Source organism: Microbacterium indicum DSM 19969, assembly GCF_000422385.1.
Lineage (GTDB): Bacteria > Actinomycetota > Actinomycetes > Actinomycetales > Microbacteriaceae > Microbacterium > Microbacterium indicum.
This window is the reverse complement of sequence record NZ_AULR01000011.1, coordinates 1-16,711: the sequence shown is the minus strand read 5'-3', so window position 1 is coordinate 16,711 and position 16,711 is coordinate 1. Positions and strand designations below refer to the sequence as shown.

Sequence of the window (16,711 nt, the reverse complement as noted above, 5' to 3'; positions counted from 1 at the left end):
GATTCACTCGGCGGTTTCTCCCGGACGGAGCGCGTTATGACCTCGGCACCACCCCTCACGAAGCCCGTCGACGTCGCCGACCCGCGGGCGCAGGCCGCGGTGCGGATCGACGGCATCGACAAGGTGTTCCCGCTCGGGCGCGGCAAGGACCTGCGGGCCCTCGGCACCGTCGACCTCGAGGTCGCGGAGGGCGAGTTCGTCGCGATCATCGGCCCCTCGGGGTGCGGGAAGTCCACGGTGCTCCGCATGATGGCCGGCCTCGAGACCCCGAGCAGCGGATCCGTCGAGATCTTCGGCGACGACCCCCACCGGCTCGCGAAGCAGCACCGCCTCGGCGTCGCCTTCCAGGAGCACGCGCTCCTGCCGTGGGCATCCGTGCGCGGCAACATCGCGCTCCCCTTCAAGGTCGCGGGGCGGCCGCTCGACGCCGAGCGCGTCGACGGGCTCATCGACCTCGTCGGGCTCTCGGGCTTCGAGAAGGCGCGCCCGAAGCAGCTCTCGGGCGGCATGCGGCAGCGCGCGTCGATCGCACGGGCGCTCGCGCTCAGCCCGGACCTCCTCCTGCTCGACGAGCCCTTCGGCGCGCTCGACGCCGTGACGAGGCGCCGGATGAACGCCGAGCTCGCCCGCATCTGGGCCGAGGAGCGGATCACGACCGTCCTCGTGACGCACGACGTCGACGAGGCGCTGATCCTCGCCGACCGCGTCGTCGTCATGACCGGCCGCCCGGGCCAGGTCCGCACGATCCGCGACGTCGACTTCCCGCGCCCTCGCGGCGCCGACGTGACGCGCAGCCCCGAGTTCCACGACCTCGTCGACGAGCTCACGGCGCTGCTCGTGGAGGCCGAGTGAGCGCGCCCGCGCGCCGCGGGACGGCGATCGCGTACGTGGTGGCGGGCGCCGTCCTCCTCCTCGTCGCCGCCCAGCTGATCGGTCAGCTCCAGCTCGCGGGCCGCGCGTGGCCCCCTCTGACCGACGTCGTCGAGTACGTCGCGACCCCCGCAGGGGCGAGCCTCCTCTGGCGGAACCTCGTCGTGACGACCGCCTCCGCGGCGCGCGGCTTCGTCATCGGGGCCGGAGTCGCCCTCGTCGGCGCCGTCCTCGCGCTCGTGATCCCGGCGCTGCGACCCGGGCTCGACCGCTTCTCGGCGATCCTCCACGCCGTTCCCACGATCGCGCTCGCGCCGCTCCTCATCACGACCGTCGGGCGCGAGGACACCCCGGCCGTGATCGCGGCGCTGAGCGTCGGCTTCCTCATGTTCGTGACGATGACCTCGGCGTTCGCGAACCGCAGCGAACCGCACGAGGACGTCTTCACGGTCCTGGGGTCGAGCCGGATCCAGCGGCTCGTCCGCCTCGAGGCGCCGCGCGCCGTTCCCGCCTTCTTCGACGGCCTCGTCCTGAGCGCCCCTGCCGCGATCCTCGGCGCCACGATCGGCGAGTGGTTCGGCGCGCCCATGGGGCTCGGCCTGCTGATCGTGAGCGCGATGCAGAACTACCAGATGCAGCTGCTCTGGGCGGCGGCGCTCGCCGCGACGATCCTCTCGCTCGCGACCTACCTCGTGTTCACACTGCTCCAGCGCGCGGCCGTCAGGCGGTTCGCGTGACGGCGCTGCGCGCGGCGGCGCGCTTCGTCGTCCACCTCTGGCCCGTCGTGCTCGTCGTCGCGGCGTGGGATCTGTGGGTCGTCCTCAACGGCTACACCGCGACGGTCGCGCCGCGTCCCTGGGCCGTCTTCGCCGACGTCCTCACGTCGTTCGGCTCGTACCTGCCCTCCACGGCGTACACGCTGGGCGTCTCGCTCGTCGGCCTGCTCGGCGGCACGATGCTCGGCTTCGCCTGCGCCGTGCTCGTGTGGGCGTCGGCGGCGCTCTCCGGCATCGTCACGCCGGCGGCGCTCGTGATCCGGTCGGTGCCGCTGACGGCGATGATCCCGATCATCGCCCGCGTCGTCGGGTACGGGGACGCGGCCGTCGTGACGTCGACGGTCCTCATCTGCTTCTTCCCCGCCTTCGTCTTCACTCTGTCGGGCCTCGTGGCGATCCCCGACAGCGGGCGCGACCTCTTCCGCGTGCTCGGCGCGGGGCGGATCCAGGTCCTCGCCCGCCTCGGCGTCATGCACGCGTTGCCGAACCTCATGGTCTCGGTGCGCATCACGGCCCCCGCCGCGGTTCTCGGCGCGATGCTCGCCGAATACCTCATGGGGACGGAGGGCCTCGGCGCCCTGTTCTCCACCTCGCAGAGCTACTCCGACCAGGAGCGTGCCTGGGGTACGGCCCTCGTCGCGACCGTGGTCTCCGTCCTCGTCTTCACCGCCGCGCGCGGGCTCGAACGCCGAGTCGTCGCGCGCGTCGCCTGACTCCTCACCGAACCAAGGAGCACACCCTATGCGTCGACTTCCCCACCTCCGCCGCTCGCGCGCCGCGGCCGCGCTCGCCGCTGCCGCAGCCGTCGGCATCGCCCTCGCCGGCTGCTCGGGAACAGCGTCCGACGAATCGTCCGACGCGTCGGGCGACCTCGACACGCTGCGCGTCTCGCTCGGCTGGATCACGAACACCGAGTGGGCGGGCTTCTGGATCGCCGACCACGAGGGCTACTACGAGGACGCGGGCCTCGACATCGACTGGATCGGCGGCGGCCCCAATGCCCCGACGACGGCCCAGACCGTCGCGTCGGGCGAAGCCGACCTCGGCATCGAGCCGAGCCTGCAGCAGTGGCTCGGGACCTTCGCCGACGGCAACGACTGGACGGCGATCGGCGCGCTCTTCCAGAACAGCCCCGGAGCGCTCGTCTCGCTCGCCTCGGATCCCGTGGAGTCGGCGGAGGACCTCGTGGGCGCGACCGTCCTGGGGCAGGAGGGGACGCAGATCAACTACGACGCGATGTTCCACCTCGCGGGCCTCGAGCCCGACTACGACTTCATCCCCGTCGGCTTCGACATCGCGCCGCTCGTCGACGGCCAGGGCAAGGCGTACACGGCCTACTCGACGAACCAGCCGATCATGCTCGAGGAGCAGTACGGGATGTCGAGCGACGACTATGTCGTGACGATGTACTCCGACCTCGGGCTGCCGCTCTACGGAAACATCATGTACGGAGACTCGGACTTCGTGTCGGAGAACGGCGACCTGATCGAGCGGTTCCTCGCGGCCTCGATCCGGGGCTGGGAGGAGAACGGCGAGGATCCGGCGGTCGGCGCGGGCCTGGCCGTCGACGAGTACGGGGCCGACCTCGGCCTCGACCTCGCGCAGCAGACGCGCGAGAACGAACTGCAGCAGGACCTCGTCGTGGGCGACTACGGCGACCCGATGTTCACGATGAACACCGAGATCATGGACGGCGCGATGTACGACGGGCTCGCCGCGGCGGGCTTCGCCGACCTCCCGGCGCCCGAGGACTACGTCGACATGAGCTACCTCGAGGCCGCGTACGCGGACCTCGGCGAGTGACGTGACGGCGAGCGAGGAGACGACACGACGATGACGATCACCGAGACGCACAGCGTCCAGACGGCGCAGGGCATCCGCGAGCTGCGCGAGCTGCCCAAGGGGCACCTGCACATCCACATGGAGGCGTGCATGCGCCCCGCCACGCTCGCGGAGCTGGCGGCCGAGAAGGGGATCCCCGTTCCCGAGACGCAGGACTTCGAGGGCTTCGCGGCGTTCAGCGAGACGTACCGCACGCTCCTCGAGGTCCTGCGCACGCCCGAGGCGGTCGAGCGCCTGATCCACGAGATCTTCGAGGACAACGCGGCCGACGGCGCCGCGTGGCTGGAGCTCAACGTGAGCCCGCGCTTCTACGACACCGTCTTCGGATCGCAGGACGCGGCCCTCGAGGCGTTCCTCGCGTACTCCGAGGCGGCGTCCGTGAAGACCGGCGTCGCGTTCGGGTTCATGGTGACGATCGACCGCACGGCCGGCGTCGACGTCGCGATCGAGCTCGCCGAGCTGGCCGCCCGGTTCGCGGGGCGGGGGGTCGTCTCGCTCGGCCTCGCGGCGGAGGAGCGCGGCAACTCCTCGGCGCGCTTCGCCGAGGCCTTCGCGATCGGGAAGCGCGCGGGCCTGCAGATCACGCCGCATGCCGGCGAGCTCGTCGGCCCCGAGGAGGTGCGCGGGGCGCTGTCTGTCGGCGCCGACCGCATCCTGCACGGGATCCGTTCCGTCGAGGATCCCTCCCTCGTCGCCGAGCTCGCGGAGCGCGGCGTCTCGCTCGACGTCTGCCCGTCGTCGAACGTCATCCTCGTCGACTCGGTTCCGACGATCGCCGACCACCCGCTGCCGCATCTCCTCGAGGCGGGTGTCCGGTGCTCGATCAACGCCGACGACCCGATCCTGTTCGGCCCCGGCCTCCTCGACGAATACGAGATCTGCCGTTCCGGCCTCGGCCTGAGCGACGAGCAGCTCGCGGCGTGCGCGTGGACCTCGATCGAGACGACCCTCGCTCCTGAGGCCGTCAAGGCCGTCGCGCGCGAGCGCATCGACGCTTGGCTCGCGGCATGACTGGCGACGCCCGCACGCTGCACTTCGGGATCTTCGAGGTGATGGCGCCCCAGGTCGGCGGGACCTTCAGCTGGCCGCATGCCCCCGCCGCGAGCGTCGACTTCGCGAACGTCGACCACTGGATCCGCATCGCGAAGTCGATCGAGGAGTCGGGCTTCGACTTCCTCTTCTTCGCGGGCGGCTACGGGTACCCGATCATCGGCGACGACATCTCGCGCGTCTCGGTGGAGCGCGGCATCAACTTCTCGGGGCTCGACCCCGACTACCTGATCCCGATCCTCGTGCAGCACACGTCGACGCTCGGCTTCGTCGTGACGCAGACGACGGGCCTCGATCACCCCGCGCAGCTCGCGCGGCGCTTCTCGACGCTCGACCACCTGACGGGCGGACGCATCGGCTGGAACATCGTGACGGGGGCGTCGCAGAACGCCGTCGCCGAGGTGTTCGGCCACGACAGCCTCGTGCCGCACGACGTGCGCTACGACATGGCGGCCGAGTACGTGCGGCTCGCGAGCCGGCTGTGGGAGGAGGCGTGGGACGACGACGCGCTCGTCGCCGACCGCGAGACGGGCGTGTACGCCGACCCCGACGGCGTGCACCGCATCGTGTTCGACGGCGAGCACTACCGCTCGCGCGGGTACTACGGCGCCCCGCCCTCGCCGCAGCGCACGCCCGTGCTGTTCCAGGCGGGGACGTCGCCCAAGGGCCGCGCCTTCGCGGCGGGCACGGCCGAGTGCGTGTTCGTGCAGGCGACGACCGTCGAGCGCACGGCCGCGGCCGTCGCCGACATCCGCGAGCGCGCGGACGCCGCGGGGCGCGACGGATCCGCGCTGCGGCTCATGAGCGGCATGACGGTCTTCGTCGGCGAGACGGAGGAGGAGGCGAGGCGGATCGAGGCCGAATTCGACGCGATGCAGAGCGACGAGATCGTCGCGGCGCTGTACGCCGGCAACACGGGGATCGACCTGCTGTCGCTCGACCCGGATCAGACCCTCCACCAGGTGCTCGGAACGGGCGTCGTGGGGCAGATGGGGACGAGCAACATCGAGCGCTTCCTCGGCGACGACGCGCCGACCGTGCGCGAGATCCTCGACCAGCTGCGCGGGCTCGGCACCCGGGGGTTCCGGGTCACGGGCTCGGCCGAGCAGGTGGCCGACGAGATCGAGCGCATCGCCGAGGCGACGGGGCTCGACGGCTTCCTCATCGAGCCCTACTTCGAGCCGACCGACATCGAGGAGTTCGGGCGGCTCGTGATGCCGATCCTCCGCGAGCGCGGTCGCCTCGGCGACGCCGCGGGCAAGGACACGCTGCGGGCCCGCGTGACCGAGCGCGCGGGCAACGACCGCCTCGGCGCGGCGCACCCCGTGCTCAGGCGGGCCGCCGTCTGACTGCGGATATCGTGGGGCCCGTGAGCGACGCGGGCCCCACGACGAGTGCCGAGAAGGAACGTCTTCTGGAGCTCGTGGCCGACCTGATCCTGCGCGACGGGGTGATCGGGCTGAGCCTCAGCGGGATCGCGCGGGGGATCGGCTCCAACAACCGCATGCTGCTCTACTACTTCGGCTCGAAGCAGGAGCTGCTCGACGACGCATCGGTTCGCGCGTTCGAGCGCCACCCGCGGCTCCGCACGATGTTCGACCGCCTCCACGAGGAGGGCGATCTCGAGGACCTCCTGATCCGCGCGTGGGAGGACCTCTCGTCCGAGGAGAACATCCCGTATCTGCGGGTCTACTTCCAGAGCTTCGGCGTCGCGATGCGCGACGGCGACGAGTGGGAGAGCTTCACGCGGCGATCGCGGCTGCAGTGGGTCGACCTCGCGACGTCGGCGATCCGCCAGCACGGGCACGACGCCGAGCGCGCCCGGATCGCGGCGACGGCGATCGTCGCGCTGTGGCGCGGGCTGCAGATGGCGCTCATCTCGGGCGGCGACAGGGAGATCCTGCGTCGTTCCTACGCGGCGGGCGTCGCCGGCGCGGTCGCCGCCCTCTGAGCGCAGGCTTCTCGAGGCCGTGACGGCCCCGAAACACGGCGCTCCTAGCGTGTGAACTGATCAGTTCACTTTCGAGGGAGGAACGCGGATGGCGAAGCACTGGAAGATCGGTCTGTTTCAGAGCATGGGGCTCATGGGGTCGTGGCGGATGCCGGAGAGCACATCCACCGCGTTCCTCGATCTCGACCACTGGCTCACGATGGCGCGCCGCGGCGAGGAGGAGGGCGCCGACTTCTTCTTCCTCGCCGACGACTACGGATACCCGGTGGTCGGAGACGGGATCCCCGCGTCCGCCGTCCGGGCGGGCGTGCAGTTCCCGAAGGCCGATGTCTCGGCTCTGCTGCCGGCGCTCGCCGCCGTGACCGATCGGATGGGCCTCGTCACGACCCTGTCGACGCAGGTCGAGCTGCCGCCGATGGTCGCGCGGAAGCTCGCGACCCTCGACAACCTCACGAAGGGCCGCGTCGGCTGGAACATCGTCACGGGTGCGGGTCAGAACGCATCGGCCCGCCTGTTCGGGCGCGAGCTCACCGAACACGACCAGCGGTACGCGATCGCCGACGACCACGTCGACCTGACCCTCAAACTGTGGGAGGGTTCGTGGGACGACGGCGCCGTCGTCGCCGACCGGGAGCCGGGGGTCTATGCGGATCCCGACCGGGTCCGCGAGATCGAGCACGAGGGTCCGTTCTTCCGTTCGCACGGCGCGCTCTCGGTGCCGCCCGGGCCGCAGCGGACGCCCGTGCTCTTCCAGGCCGGGGCCTCGGAGCCGGGCCGCGCGCTCGCCGCGAAGTACGCCGAGGGGGTGTTCCTCGCGGCCGAGCCGGCGGCGATGAAGGCGCAGATCGCCGACATCCGGCGGAGGGCGGGGGAGAACGGCCGCGACCCGCGATCGATCTCCTGCCTCATCGCCGGCACCTTCTACGTCGCCGAGACCGAGGACGAGGCGCGCGCGATCCGCGAGAGGCAGCGCTCGATGCGCACGCTCGAGGAGGCCGCCGCGTCGTACGCGTTCTACACGGGCCTCGACCTGTCGCGGATGGATCCCGACAAGCCCCTCGACCCGAGCGCGGGCCTCACCCAGACGGGGCGCACGAACGTCGAGCGGTACCTCGGGCCGAACGCGCCGACCGTGCGGGAGATCCTCGAGGAGTTCCAGGCGAACAGCGTCATGGGCGCGCCCTATGTCGGGACGCCCGAGCAGGTCGTCGACGCCGCGCAGGAGGTGCTCGAGGAGACCGACGCCGACGGATTCCTCGTGCAGCCGGATCACGCGGGAGACTTCGACCGCTTCTTCGACCTCGTGATGCCCGAGATGCGCCGCCGCGGCCTCATCGCGCCGGCGGGCGAGCCGACGACGCTGCGTGAGCGTCTCGGCGGATCCGGCCCCCACCTCGACGCGAGCCACCCCGGGGCCGCGTACCGGCGCGCGACGGAGCCGGCCCGCGCCTGACGCGATCCTCCGACGCGAAGCGGCCGCCGGCGCCCCGTGAGGGCCGGCGGCCGCTTCGCGCGCCCGTCAGAGCGCCGACAGCGAGTGGAACCGGCGGCCGTGGTAGACGAGCGGGGAGCTGTCGGCGGCCTCGGCCATCGCGTGCACGCGCAGCAGGACGATCTCGTGGTCGCCGGCGGGCGTCGTGCTCTCGACCGAGCAGTCGAACCACATGGGCGATCCGTTGAGGAAGATCGATCCGTCGAACGACTCGGCGACGTCGAGGCCGGCGAAGCGGTCGCCGCTGCGCGACGCGAGGCGCATGCACGCGTCGGCCTGGCCGTCGCCGAGCACGCTGATCCCGATGCGCGGCGACCGGATGAGCCGGGGCCACGTCGACGACGATCTCTGGACCGAGAACATGACGAGCGGCGGGTCGTACGAGACGCCGACCGTGAAGGACGAGGCGACCATGCCGACGGGCTCGCCGTCGACGTTCGCGCAGAGGGCCGCGACGCCCGACGGGTAGCGGCCCATCATGGCTCGGACGCTGTCGAGATCCGCGCCGACGGGCTCCAGCTGGTGGGCGAGCTCGACGGGCGCTTCGGAGATGAGAGACAAGGCGGGTGCTCCTGACGTTCGCTGATCGGATGGTCAACGTCGGAGCGCTCACACCAGAGAGGCAGACCGCGGCCGACGCGTTCTCCCGCGAGGTGTTGTGTCTCGATGGGGCACGCAGCGGCTCACGCTGCGCCTTCCACTATGGTCGCGCGTCGTTTCCCTTCCGTCACCCCCGTGTTACGCCGGGTTGCGGTCCGCCGGCGTCACACCGCCGAAAAGCCGTCGCAAACTCCCCGCCCCGCGAACGTAACGGCCGCGCAAGACGGGGTCACGGCGGTGCAACCGGCGGTCGACATAGTGATCCGCATCGGTACACACCGATCCCGCGGCGCCTCATCGTCGCGGGACCTATGAACGGCAGGGGAGAGCTCCGCGCAGGCGGGCGCCGAAGGGGCAAGCACCCACAATCTCTCAGGCACCAGGACTCTGTCGCTCGGGAACCTTGGAGAGCGCTCGCGCGACGGGCCGCCGAAGGGGAACGCGCTCACCGGCGCGACACTCTCAGGCAACAGGACAAGGTGGGATCCGGAATCCGCTGCGGCGGAGCTCTCTCCAGGAGATGCAATGGATCCACAGTCACCGAACATCATGGGTGCCGCGATGCACCCGGTCCTCTGGATCGCCGCGATCGCCGTGTTCGCGATCATCGGCATCCAGACCGTCATCTACTTCCGCGCCGCCCGCGTCGCGGCGCCGGCCGCAGGGATGTCGCGGCAGGAGGTCAACAAGGCGTACCGCGCCGGCGTGATCTCGTCGATCGGCCCCTCGCTCGCCGTGTGCCTCATCGCCGTGACGCTCATCGGAGTCCTCGGCACGCCGGGCGTCCTCGTGCGCATCGGTCTCATCGGATCCGCCCCCTACGAGCTCACGAGCGCGGGGGTCGTCGCCTCGAGCGTCGGCGCCGAGCTCGGCGGCGAGGGATGGACGCAGCAGGTCTTCGCCGCGGCCCTCCTCGCGATGGGGATCGGAGGCGCGGGCTGGATGATCGTGACGCTCATCGTCACCCCGATCCTCAAGCGCGGCCAGAACAGGGTCGAGGCCTCGAGCAAGCGCGGCGCGGCGACGATGGCGATCGTCACGACCGCCGCGATGTTCGGGGCGTTCGGCGCATTCGGGATCCAGCAGCTGGCGGCCGGGGTCGTCCCGGCTCTCGTCGCGCTGTCGAGCGCCGTCGTCATGATCCTGGCGATGCTGCTCGCGCGCTCGCCGCGGTTCGCGTGGCTCAAGGAATGGGCGCTCGGCATCGCGCTCGTCATCGGGATCGGCGTCGCCATCCTGCTCACCCAGACCGGAATCGGCGCCTGACGCGCCGCCGAAAGGAGTCACATCATGTCGATCTCCCTCAAGAGCAAGACCGCCCCGACGATCCCCGACGGCGCGCCCCGTGACGACTGGGGATCCTTCGACCGCACGACGAGCAGGTGGGGCGCGATCACGATGCTCGCCGCCATGATCGTCATGATCGGCGGCCCCGCGATCGTCGCCGGAATGCTCGACGTCCCGCCCGGCTGGGTCATCGGGGGCGTCGCGCTCCTCGCGATCTCGTTCGGCACGATCTGGGTCATCGAGCCCCTCTCGTACTTCCCCGTCCTCGGCCCGGCCTCGATGTACCAGGCCTTCATGATCGGCAACATCTCGAACAAGCTGCTGCCGGCGGCGATCGTCGCGCAGTCCGCCGTCGACGCGCGTGCCGGCACGCGCAAGGGCCAGCTCGCGGCGTCCCTCGCGATCTGCGGCGCCGCGACGACGCACCTCGCGGCCCTCCTGGTGTTCGTCGGGATCCTCGGAACCTGGGTCGTCGGGATGGTGCCCGACAGCATCGTGCTCGTGATCCAGACCTACGCGCTGCCCGCGATCATGGGCGCGGTCATCGTGCAGATGGTCGTCTCGAACCCGAACTGGACGATCCTCGCCACGGCGATCGTCATGGGCGCCGTCGCGGTCATCGTCCTGCCGCTCATCGTCCCGGCGCTCGGCGCGTTCGCCGTCGCGATCTCGGTCGTCCTCACGATCGCCGCGGCCGTGGTGATCACGCGGAACCGGAAGTCCGCATCAGCAGAAGAACCAGAAGCACCGAAGGAGCACATCGCATGAGCAGCTCGACCCTCGACTCCACGACGACCCGGCCCACGACGGCCGACGTGACCGACCTCGCGGGGGAGTTCATCGCCCTCTCGCGGTCGATCTGGGACGAACCCGAGCTGCGCTGGGAGGAGCATGTCTCGGCGGGCAAGCAGATCGCAGTCGCCGAGAAGCATGGCGCACGCATCGTGCGCGGCATCGCCGACATCCCGACCGCGTTCTCCGCGGAGTGGGGGAGTGGAGGCCCCGTGATCGCGGTGCTCGGTGAGTTCGACGCGCTCGCGGGCCTCAGCCAGGAGAACGGCGCGACCGAGCGCCGCCCCGCTGACGGCAACACGTCGGGCAACGGCCACGGCTGCGGGCACAACCTGCTCGGATCCGGCTCGCTCCTCGCGGCGGTCGCGCTGGCGCAGACCCTCGAGCGCGAGGGCGTCGAGGCCACGATCCGCTACTACGGATGCCCTGCGGAAGAGGGAGCCGCGGGCAAGTCGTTCATGGTCGCGGGCGGCGCATTCGCCGACGTCGACGCCGCGGTGTCGTGGCACCCGGGGCCCGGCCTCGGCACGGCCCAACAGCACTCGCTCGCCTACACGCAGGCGTACTTCCGCTTCACGGGCCTCGCGGCGCACGCGGGCGCGAACCCGCAGCACGGGCGCAGCGCGCTCGACGCCGCCGAGCTCATGAACGTCGGCGTCAATTTCCTGCGCGAGCACATGGAGGACACGGACCGCGTGCACTACGCGTTCACCGACGCGGGCGGCGCGTCGCCGAACGTCGTGCAGTCGTCGTCCGAGCTCTACTACCTGGTGCGTTCGGCCAAGACGGCGTCGATGCGCACGCTGTACGAGCGGGTGTGCAAGATCGCCCGCGGCGCGGCGATGATGACCGAGACTGAGGTCGAGATCGAGTTCGACGGCGCGAGCGCCGAGATCCTGCCCAGCACCGTCCTGGAGCAGCACCTGCACGCGGTGGTCGAGGAGATGGGCGGGGTGCCGTACGACGGCGCGGACATCGAGTACGGCCGCGTCCTGCAGACGACCGTCCCCCAGCCCGCGATCGCGGCGACGAAGGCCATGCTCGGGCTGCCCGTCGACGACGACTCCCCGTACTTCCTCGGGGTGCCGCCGAAGCCGGATCCCCTCCACCGCCCGCAGATGACCGGATCCACCGACGTGGGCGACGTGAGCTGGGTCGTCCCGACCGTCCAGATCTGGGGTGGGACCGCCGTGCTCGGGACGCCGGGGCACTCGTGGCAGATGGTCGCACAGGGCAAGACCCCCGCCGCGGAGAAGGGCATGGTCTACTGCGCCGAGGCGATGGCCGCCGTCGCGTACGACCTCGTGACCGACGCCGACCTGCTCGCGAAGGCGAAGGCGGAACACGAGGCGACCATGGCGGTCACGCCGTACGACTGCCCGATTCCGGAGGGGATCGTGGCGCCTCCCGCCCGACCGGGGTACACCGCGAGGTGAGGTGACGGGGTAGGCGGGGCGTGAGGCGGGGCCTCACGCCCCGCTGTGCGCCACCCGTCCGCCGAGCACCGTCGCGCTGACCGGCATCGCGCGCAGCTCGTCCGGCGTCGCCGCGTAGGGGTCGAGATCGGTGAGCACGAGGTCGGCCGCCTCGCCGACGGCCACGCGGGTGCGAGTGCTCGCCGCGATCGCGTCGGCGATGGAGATCCGTTCGTCGGGGTGCCATGGATCGCGCCCGTCGCGTGACCTCGACACCGCGGCTGCGATCGAGATCCACGGGTCGAGGGGCGCGACGGGGGCGTCCGAGCCGAGGCGCAGACGGGCGCCCGCCCGGCGGAGGGATCCGAAGGCGAAGGCCCGCTCGGAGCGCCCCGGCCAGTGCCGCTCGGCGACGTCGCGGTCGTCCATCGCGTGCTCGGGCTGCACGCCGGCCACGATCCCGAGCTCGGCGAAGCGTGCGAAGTCGCCGGGGTCGACGAGCTGGGCGTGCTCGATCGCCCCGGTGATGCCGAGCTCGGCGAACGCGTCCAGAGCTTCGGCGTTGGCGCGATCGCCGATCGCGTGCACCGCGAGGTCGAAGCCGTTGGCGCTCGCGCGCTGCATCAGCGACCGCAGGTCGTCGGGGCCGACCGATGCGACCCCGGCGGAGGAGGTGCCGGGGTACGGATGCCAGCACCACGCCGTCCGGGTGTTGAGCGAGCCGTCGACCACGATCTTGAGCGGCCCCACGGTCACGAGACCGTCGTCCGTGAGCGGGCCGCCGCTCCGCAGACCATCGTCGATCGCCTGGTCGAGCCGGTCGGGCCACACAGCCGCCTCGACGCGAAGGAGCTCGGATCCCCGATCCGCCCACTCGCGCGGGTTGTCGGCATGCTCGAGATCGATGATCCCCACGACCCCGCGCGCGGAGGCGTTCCGCGCGGCGCCGCGGAAGGCGTCGTCCGAGAGCGGCGCGATCTCCGTGAGGCGTCCGTGCACCGCGAAGAACGCCGACTCTCGGACGACGCCGTCGGGCTCGCGGGTCACGCCGAGGAGCTGCTCGGCGGCGCGGGAGATCCACGCGCAGTGCAGGTCGCCGCTCACGAGGACGACGGGCGCCTCGCCGGCGACGGCGTCGATCGCCGCGGCGGACGGTGCGTCGGCCCAGAGCGCGTCCCGGAACCCGTACCCGACGACCGGCGCCGAGCAGGGTTGCACCGCGACGGCGGCGGCCGCAACCCGCAGCGCATCGGCGGCGCTCGCGGCGAGGGACAGGTCGACGCGCGAACGCGTCGTGGTCCACTGCGTGAAGTGCACGTGCGAGTCCCAGAGGCCGGGGCCGATGTGCCGGCCGTCGGCGGCGATCACCTGGTCCGCCCCGGGAATCGCGCCGGCGGGCTCGATCCGGGCGATGCGCCCGGCCCCCGCGAGTACGTCGACGGGCGCATCCGAGGACCCCCAGATCCGCGCCCCGCGGATCAGCAGCGAGCTCACGACGCGTGCTCCATTGCGGCGGCGAGAGCGGGGTTCCGATACGGCCCGTCGGCGCGCAGCGCGGCGATGATCCGCTCCCGAACCTCGTCGGGCTTGTCCTGGCTGAGCTTGCTCTTGGCCTCGAACCGCGTGATGCGCATGCGGAACCCGATGGTCCCGCCGACGATTCGGGCCGCGTACGCGTTCGTCGCCTCGTCGAGGTCGAGGCGATGCGGCTCGGGAAGGACGTCCTCGAATCGCGCGACGAGCCGCGCGAGGACGGCGAGGTTCTCGTCGTCGGAGAGGATCTCGGGCACGCCGTGCAGGTGGGCGGTGACGAAGTTCCATGTCGGCACGGCGGGGGAGACGCCGTACCAGCTGGGCGAGACGTACCCGCTCGGCCCCTCGACGATCACGAGCAGCTCTCCCGATCCGAGGCCGTGCAGCCGCTCGTCGGGCCGCCCGACGTGGCTCGTGATCCACACGCCGTCCTCGTCCTCGTCGACGAGCACGGGATAGTGCGATGCGACGAGGCCCTCACCGGTCGAGCTGACGATCGTGGCCCACGGATTCACGCGGACGAGATCGGCGACCTCGCGGGGATCGGTCAGAGCGTAATCGGGGTTCTCGCGCATCGGAGGCCTCCTCTTCGCGGGCAGACGGGTTCAGTCTCCGACGCTACGAGGGCACCCATCGCCGCGTGTTTCGAGCGTGTGAAAGTTTCAGGGATTAATGAAACAAGTGAGCAGATCCCCTTGCGTGCGACACCTGTCTGGGAGTTGTCTCGTCTGCACCCGACCCCGCAGAGGAGACAACCCATGGGAATCCTGCGCTCCACCACGTCACGTCGCCGCCGGCTGACGCTCGCCGCGACCGCCGCAGTCGTCGCCTCGGGCATCGCCCTCAGCGGCTGCTCGGCCTCGTCCGGGTCCTCAGCGGCCAGCTCGGACGGCACTGCCATCCGCGTCGCCGAGACGGACCCGGGGATCCTGATCCCCTCCCGCCAGACGATCGCCTTCGACTTCTCCGGAGTCGTCTGGGCACCCCTCACCTTCATCAACGACGACGGCACGCTCGACGACGTGCAGGCCGAGTCGGTCGAGAGCGACGACCAGCAGACCTGGACGATCACACTGCGCGACGGCTGGACCTTCCACGACGGCACACCCGTCACAGCGCAGGACTACGTCGACTCGTGGAACTGGGCCGCGTACGGCCCCAACGTCGCCGAGAACTCCGGTCAGCTCGCGGCGATCGAGGGCTTCGACGACCTCAACCCGGCGGACGGAAGCGACCCGACGACCGATGAGATGTCGGGCCTCGAGGTCATCGACGATCTGACCTTCCGGGTGACGCTCGTGACGCCCGACAGCCAGTTTCCTGTGCAGCTCAGCCAGGCGCAGACCGCGACCTTCCCCATGCCGCAGAGCGCGTTCGACGACATGGACGCGTACAACGCGCACCCCATCGGCAACGGGCCGTTCGAGATGACCGACGACTACGTCGAGAGCGAGACCATCACGGTCGCCGCCTACGACGACTACGCGGGCGAGGAGCCGACCGTCGACGAGATCGACTTCGTGCCCTACGTCGACACGACGACCGCCTACACAGACGTCCAGGCCGGCAACCTCGACATCGTCAACGTCCCCGCGAGCCGGCTCGCCCAAGCCGGGACCGATTTCGGCGACCGCTTCTACAGCTTCCAGGCCCCGGGCATCTCGTTCCTCGGCCTCTCGCTCTGGGAGGACCGCTTCTCGGATGTCCGCGTGCGCCAGGCGATCTCGATGGCGATCGACCGCGACGCGATCAACGAGCAGCTCTACGCCGGGACGTACGAGCCCGCCACGGCATGGACCCCGATCGTCGAGGCGGGAACCCCCGAGGGGATCTGCGGCGAATACTGCGAGTACCACCCCGACGAGGCCAAGGCCCTGCTCGACGAAGCGGGCGGCTTCGAGGGCGACCTCGAGATCGTCTACCCGGGCGGCGGCGGGCTCGACGAGCTCTACACGGCCATCGCCAACAGCATCCGCCAGACCCTGGGCATCGAGGCTGTCGCCTCGCCTACGTCCGACTGGGCCGAGTTCGCCGACCGCCGTACGGCGCAGGACATCTCGGGCGCGTTCTTCTCGCGATGGGGCGCGCTCTACCCGAGCCAGCAGGCGACCATGCGCGAGCTGTACCTCGAGACCGGATCCTGCGAGAACTGCGTCGCGATGTACTCCGACGACGTCGCCGCGGCGATGACCGAGGCCGACCAGAATCCATCGACCGACGGCAGCGCATACGTCGCCGTGCAGGAGATCCTGCAGGAGGAGTTCCCCGTCCCTCCGCTGTTCAGCGAGTCGTACAGCTACGCGACGACCGAGCGGATCGCCGAGCTCCCCGCCGCGAGCGGCAGCCCGATCCTGCAGGAAGTCGTGGTCGGCGAGTGACGGAGAGCACCACCTGGGGCGAGCGCGTCGCGAAGCGCGCGCTCGCCCTGCCCCCGATCAGCGACTTCCCGCTCGTCGACGAGCTGCGGCGGGTGGCGGACGCGCTCGTCGCGGAGTTCCCCGACGCGATCGAGCGGGCGATCATCGGCTCGAGCCGCCTCGGGGAGGAGATCGTGTCGTACGCGGTCGGCGAGGGGCCCGCGATCGTCGTGCTCGGCGGCGTGCATCCCAACGAGCCGATCGGGTTCCACACGGCGCTGGAGCTGCTGCGCGACGTGGCCGCGGGCGAAGGACCGGCGGCCGAGTTCGGCGCGCGCTGGCACATCGTGCCGTGCATCGACCCCGATGGCGCCCGGCTCAACGAGTCGTGGTTCGCAGATCCAGGCGACCGAGTCACCTAGGGTGTGTCTGACAATTGTTTGGTCCAGGCGATGACGGCGTTGAGGATCACGGCGGCGCGGTAGATGATCGCGTGCTTGTCGTAGCGGGTGGCGAGTCCTCGCCATTGCTTGATGTGGCAGTAGCGGCGCTCGATGACGTTCCGGTTCTTGTAGTCGGCGGTATCGAGGCCGACGGGGCGGCCGCCGCGTGAGCCGCGCCGTTTGCGGTGTCCTTGCTGATCGGCGGGTTCGGGGATCACGGCCTTGATCCCGCGGGAGCGGAGGTGTCCGCGGATCGCGCGGGACGAGTACGCCTTGTCGCCCCGGACTGCGGCGGGCCTGGTG

Annotated in this window: 17 protein-coding genes and 2 riboswitches; of the genes, 13 read left to right on the top strand and 4 right to left on the bottom strand. The window is 71.0% G+C overall.

The features are described 5' to 3' along the window. Positions 1-36 precede the first annotated feature (36 nt). From H576_RS0108680 to H576_RS0108645, 8 genes are all read left to right on the top strand, one after another. Positions 37-852 (top strand): ABC transporter ATP-binding protein, encoded by an 816-nt coding sequence (locus H576_RS0108680; protein ID WP_051172484.1) that lies wholly within the window; start codon positions 37-39, stop codon positions 850-852. After that, positions 849-1,607 (top strand): ABC transporter permease, encoded by a 759-nt coding sequence (locus H576_RS0108675; RefSeq protein WP_029150614.1) that lies wholly within the window; start codon positions 849-851, stop codon positions 1,605-1,607. The genes H576_RS0108680 and H576_RS0108675 overlap by 4 nt, the downstream gene beginning before the upstream one ends. Next, positions 1,604-2,359, top strand: coding sequence for an ABC transporter permease (locus H576_RS0108670; RefSeq protein WP_051172482.1), 756 nt, complete (start codon positions 1,604-1,606; stop codon positions 2,357-2,359). Before H576_RS0108675 ends, H576_RS0108670 begins: the two co-directional genes overlap by 4 nt. A gap of 28 nt (positions 2,360-2,387) precedes the next feature. After that, positions 2,388-3,449: an ABC transporter substrate-binding protein gene (locus tag H576_RS15030; RefSeq protein WP_036320124.1), complete on the top strand. Its 1,062-nt coding sequence runs from the start codon at positions 2,388-2,390 to the stop codon at positions 3,447-3,449. 30 nt (positions 3,450-3,479) lie between these two features. Next, positions 3,480-4,499: an adenosine deaminase gene (gene add, locus H576_RS0108660; RefSeq protein ID WP_211215792.1), complete on the top strand. Its 1,020-nt coding sequence runs from the start codon at positions 3,480-3,482 to the stop codon at positions 4,497-4,499. Next, positions 4,496-5,887, top strand: coding sequence for an NtaA/DmoA family FMN-dependent monooxygenase (locus H576_RS0108655; RefSeq protein ID WP_036320121.1), 1,392 nt, complete (start codon positions 4,496-4,498; stop codon positions 5,885-5,887). Before add ends, H576_RS0108655 begins: the two co-directional genes overlap by 4 nt. Positions 5,888-5,907: 20 nt before the next feature. Continuing rightward, complete coding sequence (locus H576_RS0108650; protein ID WP_156888185.1) at positions 5,908-6,489, top strand: TetR/AcrR family transcriptional regulator; 582 nt, start codon at positions 5,908-5,910, stop codon at positions 6,487-6,489. Between the two features lie 88 nt (positions 6,490-6,577). Continuing rightward, positions 6,578-7,942, top strand: a complete 1,365-nt coding sequence (locus H576_RS0108645) for an NtaA/DmoA family FMN-dependent monooxygenase (protein WP_029150609.1) — start codon at positions 6,578-6,580, stop codon at positions 7,940-7,942. 66 nt (positions 7,943-8,008) lie between these two features. Here the strand turns inward: H576_RS0108645 and H576_RS0108640 are convergent, their stop codons facing one another. Next, positions 8,009-8,542, bottom strand: a complete 534-nt coding sequence (locus tag H576_RS0108640) for a flavin reductase family protein (protein ID WP_245559151.1) — start codon at positions 8,540-8,542, stop codon at positions 8,009-8,011. Between the two features lie 350 nt (positions 8,543-8,892). Further along, positions 8,893-8,979: riboswitch (glycine riboswitch) on the top strand. A gap of 2 nt (positions 8,980-8,981) precedes the next feature. Beyond that, positions 8,982-9,062, top strand: a riboswitch (glycine riboswitch). Between the two features lie 44 nt (positions 9,063-9,106). Between H576_RS0108640 and H576_RS15025 the strand changes: the two genes are divergently transcribed. From H576_RS15025 to H576_RS0108625, 3 genes are read left to right on the top strand one after another with little or no spacing between them, the layout of a single operon-like run. Continuing rightward, positions 9,107-9,847 (top strand): DUF5058 family protein, encoded by a 741-nt coding sequence (locus H576_RS15025; RefSeq protein WP_036320119.1) that lies wholly within the window; start codon positions 9,107-9,109, stop codon positions 9,845-9,847. Between the two features lie 24 nt (positions 9,848-9,871). After that, positions 9,872-10,636 carry a hypothetical protein gene (locus H576_RS15020; protein WP_245559150.1) on the top strand — a complete coding sequence of 255 codons (765 nt, stop codon included), beginning with the start codon at positions 9,872-9,874 and terminating at the stop codon, positions 10,634-10,636. Continuing rightward, positions 10,633-12,096, top strand: a complete 1,464-nt coding sequence (locus H576_RS0108625; protein ID WP_051172479.1) for an amidohydrolase — start codon at positions 10,633-10,635, stop codon at positions 12,094-12,096. The genes H576_RS15020 and H576_RS0108625 overlap by 4 nt, the downstream gene beginning before the upstream one ends. A gap of 33 nt (positions 12,097-12,129) precedes the next feature. Here the strand turns inward: H576_RS0108625 and H576_RS0108620 are convergent, their stop codons facing one another. After that, entirely contained in the window at positions 12,130-13,569 is a 1,440-nt protein-coding gene (locus H576_RS0108620; RefSeq protein WP_029150606.1) for an amidohydrolase, read from the bottom strand. Beyond that, positions 13,566-14,183: an FMN-binding negative transcriptional regulator gene (locus H576_RS15015; RefSeq protein ID WP_036320117.1), complete on the bottom strand. Its 618-nt coding sequence runs from the start codon at positions 14,181-14,183 to the stop codon at positions 13,566-13,568. Before H576_RS15015 ends, H576_RS0108620 begins: the two co-directional genes overlap by 4 nt. A gap of 183 nt (positions 14,184-14,366) precedes the next feature. On the opposite strand from H576_RS15015, the gene H576_RS0108610 reads away from it, so the two are divergent. After that, positions 14,367-15,986, top strand: a complete 1,620-nt coding sequence (locus H576_RS0108610; protein ID WP_036320115.1) for a peptide ABC transporter substrate-binding protein — start codon at positions 14,367-14,369, stop codon at positions 15,984-15,986. Beyond that, positions 15,983-16,387, top strand: coding sequence for a M14 family zinc carboxypeptidase (locus H576_RS0108605; protein ID WP_029150604.1), 405 nt, complete (start codon positions 15,983-15,985; stop codon positions 16,385-16,387). Before H576_RS0108610 ends, H576_RS0108605 begins: the two co-directional genes overlap by 4 nt. Here H576_RS0108605 and H576_RS0108600 read toward each other — a convergent pair. Further along, a partial coding sequence (locus H576_RS0108600) for an IS5/IS1182 family transposase (protein ID WP_029150603.1) occupies positions 16,384-16,711 on the bottom strand: 328 nt, incomplete at its 5' end. The two genes, H576_RS0108605 and H576_RS0108600, sit on opposite strands and share 4 nt — an antisense overlap.

Excerpts from the sequence above, each read along its gene's own strand:
- H576_RS0108680 (WP_051172484.1), top strand. The coding sequence starts at position 37 with ATGACCTCGGCACCACCCCTCACGAAGCCCGTCGACGTCGCCGACCCG.
- H576_RS15030 (WP_036320124.1), top strand. The coding sequence starts at position 2,388 with ATGCGTCGACTTCCCCACCTCCGCCGCTCGCGCGCCGCGGCCGCGCTC.
- add (WP_211215792.1), top strand. The coding sequence starts at position 3,480 with ATGACGATCACCGAGACGCACAGCGTCCAGACGGCGCAGGGCATCCGC.
- H576_RS0108655 (WP_036320121.1), top strand. The coding sequence starts at position 4,496 with ATGACTGGCGACGCCCGCACGCTGCACTTCGGGATCTTCGAGGTGATG.
- H576_RS0108645 (WP_029150609.1), top strand. The coding sequence starts at position 6,578 with ATGGCGAAGCACTGGAAGATCGGTCTGTTTCAGAGCATGGGGCTCATG.
- H576_RS15025 (WP_036320119.1), top strand. The coding sequence starts at position 9,107 with ATGGATCCACAGTCACCGAACATCATGGGTGCCGCGATGCACCCGGTC.
- H576_RS15020 (WP_245559150.1), top strand. The coding sequence starts at position 9,872 with ATGTCGATCTCCCTCAAGAGCAAGACCGCCCCGACGATCCCCGACGGC.
- H576_RS0108625 (WP_051172479.1), top strand. The coding sequence starts at position 10,633 with ATGAGCAGCTCGACCCTCGACTCCACGACGACCCGGCCCACGACGGCC.
- H576_RS15015 (WP_036320117.1), bottom strand. The coding sequence starts at position 14,183 with ATGCGCGAGAACCCCGATTACGCTCTGACCGATCCCCGCGAGGTCGCC.
- H576_RS0108610 (WP_036320115.1), top strand. The coding sequence starts at position 14,367 with ATGGGAATCCTGCGCTCCACCACGTCACGTCGCCGCCGGCTGACGCTC.